Raw genomic sequence first — 15,908 nt, forward strand, 5'->3', positions numbered from 1 at the left:
GAATCAATTCCCAAGCTAATAGCTCAAATCATCTGAAGATGATTGGGGAGGTTTAGGAGGGGATAACCGGATCTGATATAAAGAATCAAAGCCCCCAGAATTGGGGGTTTGGGGGCCGGTAATCAAGAATCAAAGCCCCCAGAATTGGGGGTTTGGGGGCCGGTAATCAAGAATCAAAGCCCCCAGAATTGGGGGTTTGGAGGCCAGATATTTTTCAAATTTATTCCCCACTCAACACAACCTCCAAAAGCCGATCGCACACTTTTGACCAGGTGAAGTTTTCCCTGACAAATGGGGTTCCGAACTGGCGCACTTTTTGTTTTAAATCGGGCGCTTTTATTGCCATTTCCATCAGGTCGATCAGGTGGCTGTTTTGCGGTTCGAGATAGAATTTTATATCCCCTTCGCGATCGCGGAATTGTCTGAGTTTGCTTTCGATTTGCAGGCTAAATTCCGGGCGGGCAAATTCGTCCGTCGGACCGCCTTTCGTGCAGATGACGGGGGTTCCACAGGCGATCGCTTCCAAAACCGGCATATTGAATCCCTCCGCAGAATAGGGGGAAACGTAGACATCCGCCGCCTGATAGAGTTGGGCGATTTCCGCTGCCGAAAAGTTCTCGCCGATGTAGCGCATTCTGGGGCGAATGAATTCGATTTCCGCATCGGTCAGGGCGTATTTTGTCGCCTTTTTAATCGAGTCTTTCGAGGGGAAAATGGCATCCCTACCTTTCAAAATTAACTTGGCTTCCGGGTGGCGATCTGCGACGGTTACAAATGCCTTTAAAAGCCGACTGATGCCCTGCCGTTCGTTCCACATAACGCCGATATTTAAGAAGACAAAATGATCCGCCCAGCCGAATTTTTTTCGCAGGCTATTCCGTTCATCTTCGGTCGGCGGATGGTGGACTTTGGGATCGAATCCCAGCGGCACGATCGCCACCCGTTCCGGCACCGCGCCGCTGTTGAGAAATCCCCGCCGCGACCATTCCGAAGCGGTGATAATTATACTGTCGGAATTGAGGTGGGCTTCCCGAAAAGATTTGATGCCCATGCCCCGCAAAATCGTTTGGGGGACGATGCCCCATTCCGTACACCCGAAGACCGCCGTTTTTTTGCTGTTAGAAGATGCCAAATTAAACGGGCAGTACATCCGCAATGTGATGTCGGCTTCGAGATTTTCCGGGGGTTGCGGCAAGTTATCTAATATCTCCTCTTCTTCTGGGGAAAATAAGCCCGGGCTGGGTTTCCAGTCTTCCGTAACATAGGGCATATCCCGATGGAATAGTTCCAGGCGCGATCGCTTTTTCAGTTCCAACAATTGGTGGCTGTTAATTAAAGCGTAAGAATGGGGGATCGATCGCCACCCTTCCACAACCATTTGATAGGAGGATTTTTGCGGGGAAAGAATAGGAGCCGGGTTGACCGCCGGTTTTTCCGGGTCGAGACAGTCCAAAATGCGATCGAGGCAGTGTTTCCAAGTGAACCGTCCGGCGACAAATTGGGGCACCAATTCCCGCGCCATCGTCCCCAATTCCGGCTGTTCGACCATCTGTTTCATCAATGCCGCCAAATGTTCCCAGTCCGGGTGCAGCAAAAAGCGTGTTTGGCAATTCGTGACCAACGTGCGAAACTGACTCAAAATCGGCAGGGCAAAATCCGGGTGCGTCCAGTCCTGGGCGGGACTTCCGGCCGTGTAAATAATCGGCAGGCCGCAGGCACCGGCTTCCAAAATCGGCAGACCCATCCCCGGTGCCACGTCGGGGGAGACGCAGGCATCCGCGGCCTGGTAGAGTGTCGCCAGCCCCCCGAAGGAGAGGGTGTCGCCGACAAACGCCAACCTCGGCTGCACCCGCCGCGCCTCTTTGTCGTCGAGGATGTCCCGGCAGGCTTCGAGCAAGGCATTTTCGGACTGTTGCGGGTGGGTGCCTTTCAACACCAGTCGGGCGTGGGGGTATGCTTCCACCACCGCCGCGAAGGCTTTCAGGAGGGGGCGCACCCCGCCGGCACTTCCCAGGTCGCCGACGTGGAGGAAGACGAAATAATAGTCCCAGTCGAGGGTAGCGCGCAGTTCGGCGCGCCGTTCCGGGGTGGCGGGTTTGAAGATTTCGGGGTCCACTCCCGGCGGGATGACGGCGATCTGGCGGGGGGGGATGCCCCGGCGCAGCAGCCCGTCCCGGGACCACTGGGAGGGGGTGATGAGGGTGACGTCGGGGGAAAGGGTCGAATTTGGGGGGGGCGAGTCGGCCAGGGTTCCCCAGCGGGGGGCGATCGCGATGCCGGTGCGGCGGGAGTCGGCCGGCGCAAAATTGGGGGTTTCGGAAATTCGCAGGGTGATGTCGGCTTTGCCCTGGCGGGGGGAAAATCTCTCGCAGAGGGTTGGGAAGTCCGGGTCGAACTCGGTCAAAATCGGGTCGCGATCGCGCTCCGCCGCCGCGCCGGTTTGGTAGGAAACCGCCAGATCCGGGCGCTTCGCCATTTCTCGGAGCAGAAAATCGGTGGCGCAGGCGTAAGCGTGGGGTCGAAACGGCCAGCCTTCAACGTGAATTCGCATGGACAAACAGTGGATGGGGGTTTTCTTCGGGTTGCGGGGGGGCGATCGCATCCCTGCCATCATATAGCATGACATCCCCGGCTTCGGCGGTCGGGAATCGGGAGTCGGGAGTCGGGAATCGGGAATCGGGAGTCGGGAATCGGGAGTCGGGAATCGGGAGTCGGGAATCGGGAGTCGGGAAATCCCCCTCAATCCCGCCGTTTTTTCAATCCAATAAAGTTGGGGGATGTCGCCGTCAAAACGGGAAAAATCCAGCCGCGATCGACATCGTGAGATTGCCATGTAAGTCGGGCGTTGTTATTATTGTCAATGACCGAATAAAGCGGGTTAAATCTCCGGCTATTTTGCCGATCTACTCCGTCGCCGAAACCGAACTTCATTCTATGTTAGAATCGACCTGTTCCGGCGGTGGTGCGAAGTCCGGGAAATTCCAGATCCCGTCCGAGCCATCATCGGGAGCCGCCGACAGACCGCCTTCCACCCCCGACCGTCCTCAACCGATAAAAATGACGATCCCATGAGCGATCAAAAACCCACCCCACCCGACAGGCGGATCACCCTTTCCCTGTCGAACATCTTACTCGTCGTCGGCGCCGTCTTGGTGTTGGTTTTACTCTCCCAACTCCAGGGACTGATCGTCCTGATCATGATTTCCGTGGTCTTGGCATCTTCCATCGTGCCGCTGGTGGATTGGGCGCAGGGGATGAAAATGCCCCGCTGGCTGGCGGTCATCTTCGTCTATTTGACCCTGATCGCCGGACTGACCGGGTTCGGCCTGCTCATCGGGCCGAGCGTCGTCGATCAGATCGGTCTGCTGGTGCGCCAGTTGCCGCTGTTCGCCGAACGGATCGTCGATCTCGTCAGCAACATCGCCAGCCGCCTGGGGGAAGACACCCCCGCCCTGATCGATCGCCTCGTCGATACCCAATCCCTGACCAACTGGGTGATCCGCTCCTCCCAACAACTGCTGCTGCGCTCCTACGGCATCACCCGGGGGATCGTGGGGGGAGTGTTCAGCTTGATTTTAGCCCTGTTCGTCTCCGGCTACATGGTCGCCGACAGCAAGACCCTCGTCAACAGCGTCGTGCAGCTCTTTCCCGCCCCCTGGAACGATCGCCTCGCCTCACTCGCCGAACCCGTGAGTCGTCGCATGGGCAGTTACATTCGGGGACGGCTGATCGTCTCCGGTATTTTGGGGGTGACGATCACCACCGCCCTGGGATTTTTGGGGCTGCGGGAATTCGCCGTCGGTTTGGGAGCGATCGCCGGCGTGACCAATTTGATCCCCTTCCTCGGCCCCATCTTGGGGGCGATCCCCGCCCTGGTGGTCGCCCTAGCCAAGGGGGGCTGGTTGTTCGTGTGGGTGCTTCTACTCTACGTGATCCTGCAAAACCTGGAAACCTACGTCCTCGACCCCCTGCTGGTGGGGTCGTCCGTGGGCGTCCACCCCCTCTATCAACTGCTGTCCGTGTTGGCGGGGGTGCAGGTTTTGGGGATCATCGGGGCCCTGATCGTCCCCCCCTGGTTCGCCGGTGTGGCGGCCCTGGTGGAGAACTTGTATTTGGAGCCGAAACGCTCGGCCGAACGGCAACTGGCGATCGTCCCGATGCCGGAAGTCCCCGCCCGACGCCCCCCCAATTCCGACCCGACACCCGAGCGCACCCCATGAAACTCACGGAAGATGACTCGATGCGGCTGATCGACAGGGCGATCGCCGCGGCCCCGGTCGCCCGCCACAACAGCCCACCCCCGGTAGAACAGCGGGACGCCCCCGGCGGCGGTTCCCAGAAAATTCAACCCGGTTTGCCCACCCTGGCGATCGCGATCAGGGGGTCGGGGCGGTGGATAGTCCTCGGCGAACGGACAGAAGAAGAACTTGAGGCTACACTGGATGAACTGCAAGGGCACTCCCAGCCAATCGGCACGGCGACGGGGAATTAGCCCCCCACGGCCGGATCGCCGTCTGTCGGCTCCAGAATCAAACCCTGACCGCGATCGCCATTCAGGAAGCATCCGATTGAATCGGGTAGCCGGGCCCGGCCGCCGCCATCCGCCCGACATCGATCCGAAACCCCCGCGAAGATTGCACCCGGAGAACCCCTACGCGCACACACCACACCGACCATGATGCACCCCCTGCTCCAGCGTCAACTGAAACGGCTCAACCTCCGGGCAGACCGACCGCCCACAGATGGGGAAGCTTGGCGGAACCTGTTGGAGCACATCAGCCGCAACTACGAATCGGCGGACCGGGAGCGGTATTTGGTGGAGCGATCGCTGACGATCTCCTCCCGGGAAATGTTGCAGATCTACGAGCGGCAGCGGCGGGAGTCCGAAACCCTCTGGCAAGCCGAACGCGATCGCCTGCAGGCCGTGATCGGCTCCCTCGGGGCCGGACTGTGCATCCTAGACCGGGAAGGGAATCTGCTGTCGATGAATCCCGAGGCCCGGCGGCTGCTGGGGTGGTCCGAGTCCGAACTCAAAAAACGACAGTTCTTTGAACGGGTTGCCCCCCACCTGAAAGGGTTCCCCGCCCAATTCCGACCGCGCCCCGACGAAACCCCTGACTCGAACGTCCCCCTGCAACCGATCAAATCCAGCGACGCCCAATTTATCTGCCGGTCTGGACTCGTTCTGCCGGTGTCCTACGTGATCAACCCCATCATCGACAATGACCGATGCGTGGGGGCGGTGCTGATCTTTTTCGACATCACCGACCGCCACCAGGCCGAACAGGAGGCCGCGCGATCGCTCTCCATGCTCCAGGCCACCTTCGACTCCACCGACGCCGGCATCCTCGCCCTCGACCGCAACGGCCGGGTCTGCCACTTCAACCAAAAATTCGTGGAAATGTGGGAGATCCCCGACCTGATGCTCGTCCCCGCCCAGAACCACTCCACCCTAGCCTTCGTCCTCCGACAATTAAAAAATCCGCCCCGGTTCCTCAAAACCGTCATGCAGTTGTCTGCCGAACCCCACATCCCCACCTACGACGTGGTCGAATTCAAAGACGGGCGGATTTTCGAGGTCTACTCCCACCCCTCCAAAGTGGGGGAAAAACTGGTGGGGCGGGTCTGGAGTTTCCGGGACATCACCGAGCGCAAGCGGGTCGAAAAAGCCCTGCAACATCGGGTGGAATTTGAACAGCTCATCACCAACCTCTCCACCTACTTCATCAGCCTCAACACCGACGAAATCGACGCCGGCATCCAGCAGGCGCTCCAAAAAATCAGTACCTTCATCGGCGTCGATCGCAGCTACATTTACCTGTTTTCCGACGCCGAGAGCCAGATGAAATCCCTCTACGACTGGCGCTCCACCGTGATGTCCCCGGACGCCGAATCCGACACCTTCCCGACCCCGAGTTCCCAAACCTCGGAGTTGATCGCGACGATCTCCAACCGCCTCCAATCCAGCTCCGCCCGACTCGACCCCGCCGACGTCCCCTGGATCGCCTCCTACCTAAACCAGTTCAAAACCATCCACCTGTCCGCCCCGGACATCTCCCCGGAAGGGATGGCGGATTTGCAATACCTGGAGCAGTTTCACGCCCGCGCCCGGTTAGCATCGGGCGACAGCGACAACCCGGAAAACGCCCTGCAAAACCTGGGATTTCTGACCATCATCCCCCTGGTCTGCCGCAAGTCCCTGGTCGGGTTTCTCCGCTTCGACTGCCTGCACTCCCTCTACACCGGCTCCTCCGACAGCATCGCCCTGTTGAAGATGGTCGGGGAAATGTTTTCCAACACCATCGAACGGCGCCGCACCGAAGAAGTCCTGCGGCAGACCGAAGCCAAGTACCGCAGCATCTTTGAAAACGCAGCCGAGGGGATCTGCCAGACCACCCCGGACGGGCGCTACATCAGCGCCAACCCCGCCCTGGCCCGCATCCTCGGCTACGACTCCGCCCGGGAGCTGATCGAAACCCTAGCCGACATCGGCCGGCAGCTCTACGTCCGCCCCGGCCGACGGGACGAATTTATCGCGGCGATGGCCGCCCGGGGCGCGGTGTCGGGATTCGAGTCCCAAGTGTACCGCAAGGACGGGACGACCATCTGGATTTCCGAAAACGCCCGGGCGGTCTTCGACGGTGCCGGACAACTGGTGTGCTACGAGGGGACCGTGGAGGACATCACCGAAGGCAAGCGGGCCGCAGAGGCCCTGGAACGGGCCAAGGAAGCCGCCGAAATGGCGAACCGCGCCAAGAGCACGTTCCTGGCCAACATGAGCCACGAGTTGCGAACTCCCCTCAACGCCATCATCGGCTACAGCGAAATTCTGTCCGAGGAGGCGGAGGAGTTGGGGTACGAAGACCTGGTGCCGGATTTGAACCGCATCTGCACCGCCGGACGCAACCTTTTGACCCTGATCAACGACATCCTGGATATTTCCAAAATCGAAGCGGGGCGGATGGATTTGTACCTGGAACCCTTCGAGATTTCCAGTTTGGTCGAGAGCGTCCTGGCCACGGCTCAACCCCTGGTGAAAAAAAATAACAATCTCCTCACCGTCGAGTGCACCGACGACATCGGCACCATGTATGCCGACGTCACCAAAGTGCGCCAGATTTTGCTCAACCTCCTCAGCAACGCGGCCAAGTTCACCACCGACGGCACCATCGAGTTGCAGGTCCGCCGCCGTGACGACGGGGCGGACGCCGCCGTCCAATTTTGCGTGCGGGATACGGGGATCGGTATGAGTCGCGAACAGCAGGCGCAACTGTTTCAACCCTTCACCCAGGGCGACGCCTCGACGACGCGACGCTACGGCGGCACGGGGTTGGGACTGGCCATCAGCCAGCGGTTCTGCGAGATGATGGGGGGCCACATCCGCGTGGAGAGCGAATTGGGGGTGGGATCGACCTTCACCGCCACCTTGCCCGCCGGGGTGGAGGAGGCCTCTGAGGCGATCGGCGACGGCGCACCTCTCGCCGCGGCGGAGGCGGAGGTCGGCCGGGAAGCGGACGGGTCCGACATCCTCGCACCCGAACCGACGTCGGGAACCGTGTTGGTGATCGATGACGACCCGGTGTCCCGGGATCTGATCGCCCGGACTTTGGTGCACGGGGGATTTCAGGTGGAAACGGCGGCTGGTGGGGAGCGGGGGTTGGATTTGGCTCGGCAATTGCGGCCCGACGTCATCACCCTCGACATCATGATGCCGAGTTGGGACGGGTGGGCCGTCCTCTCCACCCTGAAGGCCGACCCGGAACTCGCGGATATCCCGGTCGTCGTGCTATCCTTTGTCGAGAACAAGAGTCGGGGATTTACCCTGGGGGCATCCGACTACCTGCTCAAGCCCGTCGATGGCCAGCGCCTCGTCACTCTCCTGAACCGGTACCGACGTCCGCCCGACCGCTCAACCCTCCCCAGCTCCCCCGGCCGAATTTTGGTCGTCGATGATGATCGGGCGACCCGAGAGATGTTAAAAGGGATCTTGGAGGCCGAGGGGTGGCAGATCGACGAGGCGGAAGACGGGGTGGCTGCCCTGGAACGGCTGCGGGGCGACGTCCCCAATTTGATGCTGTTGGATTTGATCCTGCCCAACATGGACGGCTTCGAGTTGATTCACGAACTCAGACAGATGCCGGCCTCCGGAAATTTGCCGATCGTCGTGATTACGGCCGTTGAGCTGACCCCGGCCGAGCGATCGCGACTTAAGGGTTCCGTGGAGCAGATCTTGCAAAAGGGAAGTTACAGCCGGGAGAATTTGCTCGGCGACATCCATGCGATCGTCAGTGCGAGTGTTCATCAATCCGGCTTTTAAAGCTCCGTGTCTCAATCCCAACTTCTAATTTTCAACCTTAAATTTATCGGATCATGGCTAAGATTCTACTCGTGGAAGATAATGAAATGAACCGGGATATGCTCAAACGACGCCTGACCCGCAAGGGTTACGATGTCTCGATCGCGGAGGACGGCGCCCGGGGGGTGGAACTCGCCGAGTCCCTGATGCCGGATTTGATTTTGATGGACATGAGTTTGCCGGTGATGGATGGGTGGCAGGCGACGCGGGAGATCAAAGCCAACGCCAAAACCCAGGAAATTCCCGTCATCGCCCTGACGGCCCACGCGATGGCCGGCGATCGCGAAAAGTGTCTGGCCGCCGGCTGCGACGATTACGACACCAAACCGGTGGAGTTCCCCCGCCTGTTGGAAAAAATCGAAACCCACATCAAAAAGGGGGCGACCCCCTGAACTCGCCCCCCGGAAACCCCCGCCGGACTGGCATTGGGGGGGCCGGTTGTGTTATCATTTGGGCGCCATCTGGGCGATCGCACCCCGGTGGATTGGCCGTCGGTGGAGACGGCATCCAGTGTCAGGGCACATGGAGTCCGTGCATTTCGTCGATCGCGATCGACCGGGCGGTTCGGAGGTCTGAAAATCCCGAAACCTTTCCATAGATGGGCTCTTAACCTTTGCTGAAAGCGGAAAGCCGAAAGCCGATCGCCAGAACTCACGGGCGGTGAGACGCGACGAAATTCCCCAAACCCTCGACAACACAAACGCGGCTGGGTGATTCGATGGCGGGACGGTGTACGGTGACGCTCCGCCCGACGGTGGTCAAAGACTCTCGGCAACAATTTCCTGGTCTGCGACTGTTCTCCCGTTTAAGATACTGAGCTGTGAAATTATAAGTTTTAGATGAACGCTGACCCGGATCGTGTGTTGATCGTCGATGATAATGAAGTCAATCGGGACCTGCTCGTCCGACGTCTGAAACGACAAGGTTACGATGTCCTGGTGGCCTCGAACGGCTTCGAGGCCCTGGAGTTGATGCGATCGACCCCCCTCGACCTGGTGCTGCTCGATATCATGATGCCCCAGATGAACGGCTACCAAGTCCTGGAAACCCTCAAAGCCGACCCCGCCCTCCGCTACATCCCGGTGATCATGATTTCGGCGGTCAACGACATCGAGAGCATCGTCCGCTGCATCGAACTCGGCGCCGAGGACTACCTCTCCAAACCCTTCAACCCCGTGTTGCTGCGGGCGCGGATCAACGCCTGCCTGGAGAAAAAGCGGCTGCGGGACCAGGAGCAGGCTTACCTGAAAAAACTGGCCGCCGAACAGGAGAAGTCCGAACAGTTGCTGCTCAACATCCTCCCCGCGCCGATCGCCGCCCGGTTGAAACAGGGGGAGAGCACCATCGCCGACAGCTTCGCGGACGTGACGGTTTTGTTCGCGGATATCGTGAATTTTACCAAACTCTCCGCCAATTTATCCCCCTCCGAGTTGGTGGAAATTCTCAACCAAATTTTTTCGGTCTTCGACGAGTTGGCCGAACGCTACGAACTCGAAAAGATCAAAACCATCGGCGACGCCTATATGGTGGTGGGGGGACTGCCCACCCCCCGCCCCGACCACGCCGAGGCGATCGCCGAAATGGCCCTGGAAATGCAACAGATCGTCGGCGACTTCAGCCTTAAACCGGGGCAACCCCTACAGATGCGGATGGGCATCAATACCGGCCCGGTGGAGGCTGGGGTGATCGGCACCCGAAAATTTGCCTACGACCTGTGGGGCGATACGGTCAACACCGCCAACCGCATGGAGTCCCACGGCGTGGCGGGGAAAATTCAAGTCACGGCGGCTACTTACGAGCGTCTGCGGGACAAATATCAATTCGAGGAACGCGGCGTCATCGAGGTGAAAAGCAAGGGAAAAATGACCGCCTATTTTCTGATCGGTCGAAAAAGTTGATAGGCTCAAGGGTGGTATAGCTTTCAGCTTTCAGCTTTTAGCTATCAGCTTCAGGTCAACCGCCCGCGATGATGTTCTCATCAATTGGGCGGTTGCCATCGATGTCAGGATAAAAGCCCAGATAATCAAAGGAACGATGTTGACAACTGCTGAACTGCTCGATTATTCCAAGTGGATCGGTTTTGCTACCCTGGCTTTGGCTGGGTTGACCGTATTGGCGTTTATTTTTAAGTGGGGGCCGCGCTTTCGACTCGTGGGAGTCACGGCGTTTACCGGCGTCCTGACGGCGGGAGTGTTTGCCTTGGGTTTGGGGCTGTTTCAGCGCACGGAAATTCCGGGGGCGGTGCGCTACACCCGGGTTTTCGACGACGGCGCCCGCCAGATTGCGATCGCTGTAGCCCCGGACATCACCGCTTCCCAACTCGAAGCCACCCTGCAACAGGCCGCCGCCGACCTCTATTCTCCGGGCCGGGGGGGCGCCGGCCAACAACCCCTGACGATCCGGGTGCGGACTATCGTCCACCCCGAACCGGGGGTTTCCGAACCGATTTACCTGGGCCGGGTGGATCGCACCACCGGCTTCGCCACCGAACCCGAACTCGACATCCAGATCGATGGCGATCGCTTCGCCCACCTGGAGGAAGTCCGGGACAGCGCGGGGTAGGGGCGGTATTAGGGAGTCGGGAGAAGGCTAATTAATTGTCAATTATCAATGATCAATTGTCAATTCTTCCCCTATTCCCTGACCGACGCCCCGGCGTAGGTTTGCCGCCACAACTGTTCGAGGAGTCGTTCGGCGCGATCGCTCAAAACGGTGACGAAGATGCCGTGATCTTCGGCGTAGTCCGCTGAGATCCAGGTTCCGGTGAGGCTGACTTCCAGGGAGTCTTCGTCGGCGACACACAGGGCGATCGCGTCCGAGTTACGGTTTTGTACCGTTTCTTCTAAAAGGGCGATCGCGGGCAAATTTCGGGGCAACAGGAACGCCGCCGAACTGGGTTCGATGCAGATGCTCTCGCCGACGCGCATCGCGAGGGTAGCTCGCTGGGCGACGATCTGTTCCGGAGAGTGGGTCAGACGCTCCAGGTGAAAAGCCGCTTCAGTGTAAATTAACTTCAACATGAATTATCGCTTCCTTTTCACGCTCGGGTCAAGTCGCGAGACTCCAATTGATAGCGCTGGGCGCGGGGAAATGAAAAATGAAACATGAAAAATGAAACATGGACGGTGATATCAGATCGAATTTTTTGACCGAACCCACTCCCCAATCATCTTCAATCGATGATCGATAGGAAGGGAAATGGCGATTCATGCCAGATATTGCGATCGCCATGACCCTCAGGACATCCGAAAATCTCGAAACCGGTCAATGACAGACACTTAACCTTTGCTGATGGCTGAAAGCTGAGTGCCGATTGCTATATCGCGATCGCCGTCCGTTTCCCCGCGCCGGACCTGGGATTCCTATCAAGTCCGGAAAATCAGCAATTCTATCAATTTGTGATTTTCAGAGTCCGAAAATAGTTTTTATAAAAACTATTTGAGCGGACATGAGATCACGTCGGATGATTTCGCCAGAACTGTTCCGCAAAGGACACCACCGGATGCAACGGGGCTTTCGGCTTGGTGCGTAAGGGCATCCTAGCCTCTTCCGGGGTGCGGTTGCCTTTGAAGGCGTTGCAGCGGGAGCAGGCTACGACGACGTTATCCCAGGTGTGGCTTCCCCCCTGGGCGCGGGGGATCACATGGTCGATTGTCAGTTTTTTGGTGCTGCCGCAATACTGACAGGTGTGGTTGTCCCGGCGCAGGATTTCCCGGCGGTTGGCGGGGGGAACTTTCCAGATGCGTTCGTGTCCGGCCACCGTCAGGCGGATGCACTCCGGCACCCGCAGGGCGACGCTGGGGGAGCGGACCATCCATCCCGAGGTGCGATCGCTCGCATCCAACGGCTCGGCCCGGCCCGTCACCAAAAGTGCGATCGCCCGCTTGATATTGACGCGGTTCATGGGCAGGTAGTTTTTGGAGAAAACCACCACATTCTGACTCAATACATCCGTCGTGCTGGTCACGGCTATTACTCCACAATCAAAAACAGTTTTTTAAAGGGTGTGGGGTGTGCTCGGTGGGGTGTGGGGAAAGATTGGCTTTCAAGTATTCAGCGTTCTGGTCGATTGCCGACGGCTGAGAACTCATAGCCGGTTTCCCGACTCCCTAATACCGACTCCCGACTCCCCCAAACTCACAAACCCCCGCCTCGTGGAAGATGGAAGCGGGGGTCGGGTCACAAAAACTGTGTTTTCCTTTTATGTCGGTACGGCAGCGCTGCGCCTGTACCTCCCGCTTTCGATCTGGAAATTGAAATCTGCTTCCCGCAGATTGGCGGTCAAACCGAGGGATTCGGGTTGAACCGATGACAGAAAATAGATATCCCCATTGTCTCCCATCCGGGCCGCCCCGTCGGAGGGGATGCCCAAATCGCCACAGCAAACGCCACTCCAACCTTGGGGATGGCTGGCGCGAGGGCTGTGGTGGCGTGGGAAACGGGGTTCTATCACGTCCAAGCGAAACCTCAACTGATACTTTCAATCTAGCTTTGTTTATACTACACTAAGTATTACAGCAATGTCTACCCTTGAGGAGAAAAAATTATGTACACCTTACCTCGGACTTCAACCACCGATATGGAAGTGACCAGCATCCGTTTGGAACGGGAGTTGAAGGATAGACTGAAGGGCTTGGCCAAAAATAAAGGCTACCAAGCTCTGATCCGAGATATCCTGTGGAACTATGTACAACAAAAATCCGGAGACTACAGACCCCAATTTTCCAGAGAGGAGATCCGCGCCAGCTTTTCCGCCACGGCTCAACAGGAAGAACGCTGCGTCCTGACGGGCGAAATTATTCAACCGGGCGCGCCGATGTTGCTCGGGTTGACCGTACACGGCGATATTGTCCCCCTCAGTCTCGATAGTTTGGCTGATTAACAGATTCGTCGCCCTATCATTATCACCACCCCGGGGAGCTCGATGGATAAACATGGCTTCCCGGGGACTAAATCGGGAGTCGGGAGTCGGGAGTTGGGAGTCGGGGGCTAAATTAATAATTAATTATTAATTATCCTGGAGATTGGAAACCTTCGATTCCAGAGACGGACGGGACGTTGAACAATGCAGATTGGCGATCGCACCTTAAACCCCTTCTCCGCCATCCTTTGGCGGATCTCATTGTCAGTCTGCTGATTTTGCTGTCGGTGGGGTTGACGTTGGCGGAACTCACCCTACCACCGAATTCTCCGCAATTAGAAACGTTTGAGTCGATCAACCGCTGGGTGACGGTAATTTTTGCCATCGAACTGGGACTGCGATCGCTCGGTTCTTCTAACTCGCGGCGGTTTTTGAGAGAATACAAATTAGACTTGATCTCGCTGTTGCCGATCGCGCCGGGATTGCGACAGTTTCGGGTGATTATCGGGTTGCGATTGTTGCGGATTGTGCGATTGTTGCGGTTGTTGAATCGGAACACGCGATCGCTGCCCTATTTTTTGCGCCGGGGATTCCCCGAATATATCATTATCATTGAAATGCTATTGCTGACGGTGGTGTTCGGCAGCGTCGCCATGCTCACCTTCGAGCGCCCCGGCAACCCGGATGTCACCAATTTGGAGGAAGCCTTTTGGTACAGCATCTATTCCCTGTTCGCGGGGGAACCGATTCCTGGCCCGCCATTGTCCCTCGGGGGTCGCTTGCTGGCGGTTTTGTTCATGTTCATGAACGTCACCTTATTTGTGATGTTTACGGGGACGGTATCGGCGTTGATGGTGGAGCGGTTGAGAAGGCAGGAGTCCCAAATGGATTTCGACGAATTGAGCGGACACACGATTATTTGTGGCTGGAACCGGAAGGCGGAAATCATCGTCCGGGAGTATCGGGCGGCGCGAAAAAATGACACGGCTCCCATCGTAGTCATCGCTTTTATCGACTCCGACCATACCATTATCGATCCGGATCTGCGGGCGATCGTTCGGTTTCTCAACGACGATTTTACGAAAGTTAGCGTTTTGGAAAAAGCGGGCATCCGGCGAGCGAATACCTGCATTATTTTGGCAGATAAAAGCCACGGCCGCAGTGAACAGGATGCCGACGCTCGCACCATACTGGCGGCACTGACGGCGGAGAAACTCAATCCGAACGTCTACACCTGCGCGGAGTTGATCAACCGCGAGTATGGTTCTCACTTGGAACTCGGCCACGTCAACGCCTATGTTGTCAGCGAAGAACACAGCGCCTTTTTATTGGCTCAGGCGGCCCTCAATCACGGTTTGATGCGGTTATTTACGGAACTGTTAACCCACCAGCGGGGAAATCAGTTTTATCGTTTTCCGATTCAAGAAGAGTGGGTGGGACAGTCGTTTTTTGATGTCCTGATCCTGCTCAAACAGAATTATAACGCTATTTTAATTGCCGTCGATCGCCCCGGGGCGGAGATTCAAATTAATCCGGCTAATTATATTTTTCAGGAGGGGGATAGGGCGATCGCGATCGCGCCGCAGGAAATCGACATTTGATAGAAACCGGGTTTCTTTGAAGCGATCGGGTGAGAAAAGAACAACTTTCGTAGAAACCCGGTTTCTTAACGATATCGGTGGGGGGTAGAAACCGGGTTTCTAGGAGACAATTAGGTGAGAAAAGAACAACTTTGGTAGAAACCCGGTTTCTTTTCGGTGTCGGGGCTTTTCTCCCCTCTCCCAATCCTGGGCGAGGGATTGGGCGATGCCCTGAGCTTGCCGAAGGGGGTGAGGGCGAGAGAAACTATTATATAAACTACCGCAAGGAGGTGGGGACAGGGGTAATTAAAAAAAAATAAAAAAAAGCTCGCTACGCTCGCAAAAAAAGGGTATAATGAAAACAGGGCAAAGGGCAAAAGGAAAAAAGAGCTAAGGGGAAAGAGTCTTCGGGGGCCGACAGGAGACGCGAAAACCGCTGTAGTTGCCGAGGGAGCCCGGGCCGTACCAGTAGCGGTCGGCACAGCGGCAGTTTTCAGGATTGCTGCCCCACGAACCGCCGCGGAGCACTCGGCTTTTTGATGTCTTCAAAAGATTGACTAAAACATCAATGTCATAGACTTGATAATCATTATCATTCTCATCCCAGACTCGCCCATCCGAGGGCGCACCATTATAGTTCTCATGCCAGGGGTCGGCGCACCACTCCCAAACGTTCCCGTGCATATCATATAAGCCAAAGGCATTGGCAACTTGGAAATGACCGACGGGTGTGGTTTCGTTGCGGTAGACACCTTTTACACCCGAGCCGTAGGTGTAATTGCCATCATAATTGGCGATGTCAGTGCTGAGGGTTTTTCCAAAGTGGAAAGGGGTCGTGGTTCCGGCACGGCAGGCATATTCCCACTGGGCTTCGCTGGGCAGGCGATAGGGCTTTTGAGTGGCTTTTGCAAGTCGGGCGCAGAACTCGATCGCATCATACCATGAAACTTGTTCAATTGGTCGATTGTTTCCTTTAAAAATTGCCGGGTCGGGATCGAGATCTCGCCGAAGTTTGGGCCAGTTCGCCACCCGCCTCCATTGGGCCTGGGTGATGGGGTATTTGCCCATCAGGAAGGGTTGAATGGTGACTCGGTGTTGGGGTTCTTCCTCG

General features: G+C 57.4%; 13 protein-coding genes. 8 read left to right on the forward strand and 5 right to left on the reverse strand.

Annotated features, from left to right (window positions below; translation table 11 throughout):
* Positions 1–220: 220 nt before the first annotated feature.
* Positions 221–2,833 (reverse strand): glycosyltransferase, encoded by a 2,613-nt coding sequence (locus AC0QHF_RS26630; protein WP_324707305.1) that lies wholly within the window; start codon positions 2,831–2,833, stop codon positions 221–223.
* A gap of 235 nt (positions 2,834–3,068) precedes the next feature.
* On the opposite strand from AC0QHF_RS26630, the gene AC0QHF_RS26635 reads away from it, so the two are divergent.
* The 6 genes from AC0QHF_RS26635 to AC0QHF_RS26660 all read left to right on the forward strand — a co-directional run bounded on the left by AC0QHF_RS26635 (position 3,069) and on the right by AC0QHF_RS26660 (position 10,918).
* A complete protein-coding gene (locus AC0QHF_RS26635) occupies positions 3,069–4,220 on the forward strand; it encodes an AI-2E family transporter (protein WP_324707306.1) in 1,152 nt (383 codons plus the stop codon).
* Positions 4,217–4,492 (forward strand): hypothetical protein, encoded by a 276-nt coding sequence (locus AC0QHF_RS26640; RefSeq protein ID WP_324707307.1) that lies wholly within the window; start codon positions 4,217–4,219, stop codon positions 4,490–4,492. Before AC0QHF_RS26635 ends, AC0QHF_RS26640 begins: the two co-directional genes overlap by 4 nt.
* Before the next feature lie 183 nt (positions 4,493–4,675).
* Positions 4,676–8,317, forward strand: a complete 3,642-nt coding sequence (locus AC0QHF_RS26645) for a hybrid sensor histidine kinase/response regulator (RefSeq protein ID WP_324707308.1) — start codon at positions 4,676–4,678, stop codon at positions 8,315–8,317.
* Between the two features lie 53 nt (positions 8,318–8,370).
* Positions 8,371–8,748, forward strand: coding sequence for a response regulator (locus AC0QHF_RS26650; RefSeq protein ID WP_324707309.1), 378 nt, complete (start codon positions 8,371–8,373; stop codon positions 8,746–8,748).
* A gap of 447 nt (positions 8,749–9,195) precedes the next feature.
* Positions 9,196–10,254: an adenylate/guanylate cyclase domain-containing protein gene (locus AC0QHF_RS26655; protein WP_324707310.1), complete on the forward strand. Its 1,059-nt coding sequence runs from the start codon at positions 9,196–9,198 to the stop codon at positions 10,252–10,254.
* Positions 10,255–10,390: 136 nt separating this feature from the next.
* Positions 10,391–10,918 (forward strand): Ycf51 family protein, encoded by a 528-nt coding sequence (locus tag AC0QHF_RS26660; protein WP_324707311.1) that lies wholly within the window; start codon positions 10,391–10,393, stop codon positions 10,916–10,918.
* Positions 10,919–10,989: 71 nt separating this feature from the next.
* Here AC0QHF_RS26660 and AC0QHF_RS26665 read toward each other — a convergent pair whose 3' ends face one another.
* The 3 genes from AC0QHF_RS26665 to AC0QHF_RS26675 all read right to left on the reverse strand — a co-directional run bounded on the left by AC0QHF_RS26665 (position 10,990) and on the right by AC0QHF_RS26675 (position 12,815).
* The gene (locus tag AC0QHF_RS26665; RefSeq protein WP_324707312.1) at positions 10,990–11,376 is read right to left on the reverse strand and encodes an alr0857 family protein; all 387 of its coding nucleotides are present in this window, start codon (positions 11,374–11,376) and stop codon (positions 10,990–10,992) included.
* Positions 11,377–11,810: 434 nt separating this feature from the next.
* Complete coding sequence (locus tag AC0QHF_RS26670) at positions 11,811–12,323, reverse strand: HNH endonuclease (RefSeq protein ID WP_324707313.1); 513 nt, start codon at positions 12,321–12,323, stop codon at positions 11,811–11,813.
* A 234-nt stretch (positions 12,324–12,557) separates the two neighbouring features.
* Positions 12,558–12,815, reverse strand: coding sequence for a hypothetical protein (locus AC0QHF_RS26675; protein WP_324707314.1), 258 nt, complete (start codon positions 12,813–12,815; stop codon positions 12,558–12,560).
* A gap of 87 nt (positions 12,816–12,902) precedes the next feature.
* On the opposite strand from AC0QHF_RS26675, the gene AC0QHF_RS26680 reads away from it, so the two are divergent.
* Together AC0QHF_RS26680 and AC0QHF_RS26685 are read left to right on the forward strand one after the other, a co-directional pair.
* On the forward strand, positions 12,903–13,238 hold the full coding sequence (locus AC0QHF_RS26680) for a ribbon-helix-helix domain-containing protein (protein WP_324707315.1): 336 nt from the start codon (positions 12,903–12,905) through the stop codon (positions 13,236–13,238).
* 176 nt (positions 13,239–13,414) lie between these two features.
* Positions 13,415–14,818: a potassium channel family protein gene (locus AC0QHF_RS26685; RefSeq protein WP_324707316.1), complete on the forward strand. Its 1,404-nt coding sequence runs from the start codon at positions 13,415–13,417 to the stop codon at positions 14,816–14,818.
* A 369-nt stretch (positions 14,819–15,187) separates the two neighbouring features.
* Here AC0QHF_RS26685 and AC0QHF_RS26690 read toward each other — a convergent pair.
* A partial coding sequence (locus tag AC0QHF_RS26690; RefSeq protein WP_324707317.1) for a formylglycine-generating enzyme family protein occupies positions 15,188–15,908 on the reverse strand: 721 nt, incomplete at its 5' end.

This window comes from Lyngbya sp. CCY1209 (genome assembly GCF_055795065.1).

What these genes read in the sequence shown, in the direction of transcription:
- AC0QHF_RS26630 (WP_324707305.1), bottom strand. Translation starts at nt 2,833, where the DNA reads ATGGCAATCTCACGATGTCGATCGCGGCTGGATTTTTCCCGTTTTGAC.
- AC0QHF_RS26635 (WP_324707306.1), top strand. Translation starts at nt 3,069, where the DNA reads ATGAGCGATCAAAAACCCACCCCACCCGACAGGCGGATCACCCTTTCC.
- AC0QHF_RS26640 (WP_324707307.1), top strand. Translation starts at nt 4,217, where the DNA reads ATGAAACTCACGGAAGATGACTCGATGCGGCTGATCGACAGGGCGATC.
- AC0QHF_RS26645 (WP_324707308.1), top strand. Translation starts at nt 4,676, where the DNA reads ATGATGCACCCCCTGCTCCAGCGTCAACTGAAACGGCTCAACCTCCGG.
- AC0QHF_RS26650 (WP_324707309.1), top strand. Translation starts at nt 8,371, where the DNA reads ATGGCTAAGATTCTACTCGTGGAAGATAATGAAATGAACCGGGATATG.
- AC0QHF_RS26655 (WP_324707310.1), top strand. Translation starts at nt 9,196, where the DNA reads ATGAACGCTGACCCGGATCGTGTGTTGATCGTCGATGATAATGAAGTC.
- AC0QHF_RS26660 (WP_324707311.1), top strand. Translation starts at nt 10,391, where the DNA reads ATGTTGACAACTGCTGAACTGCTCGATTATTCCAAGTGGATCGGTTTT.
- AC0QHF_RS26665 (WP_324707312.1), bottom strand. Translation starts at nt 11,376, where the DNA reads ATGTTGAAGTTAATTTACACTGAAGCGGCTTTTCACCTGGAGCGTCTG.
- AC0QHF_RS26680 (WP_324707315.1), top strand. Translation starts at nt 12,903, where the DNA reads ATGTACACCTTACCTCGGACTTCAACCACCGATATGGAAGTGACCAGC.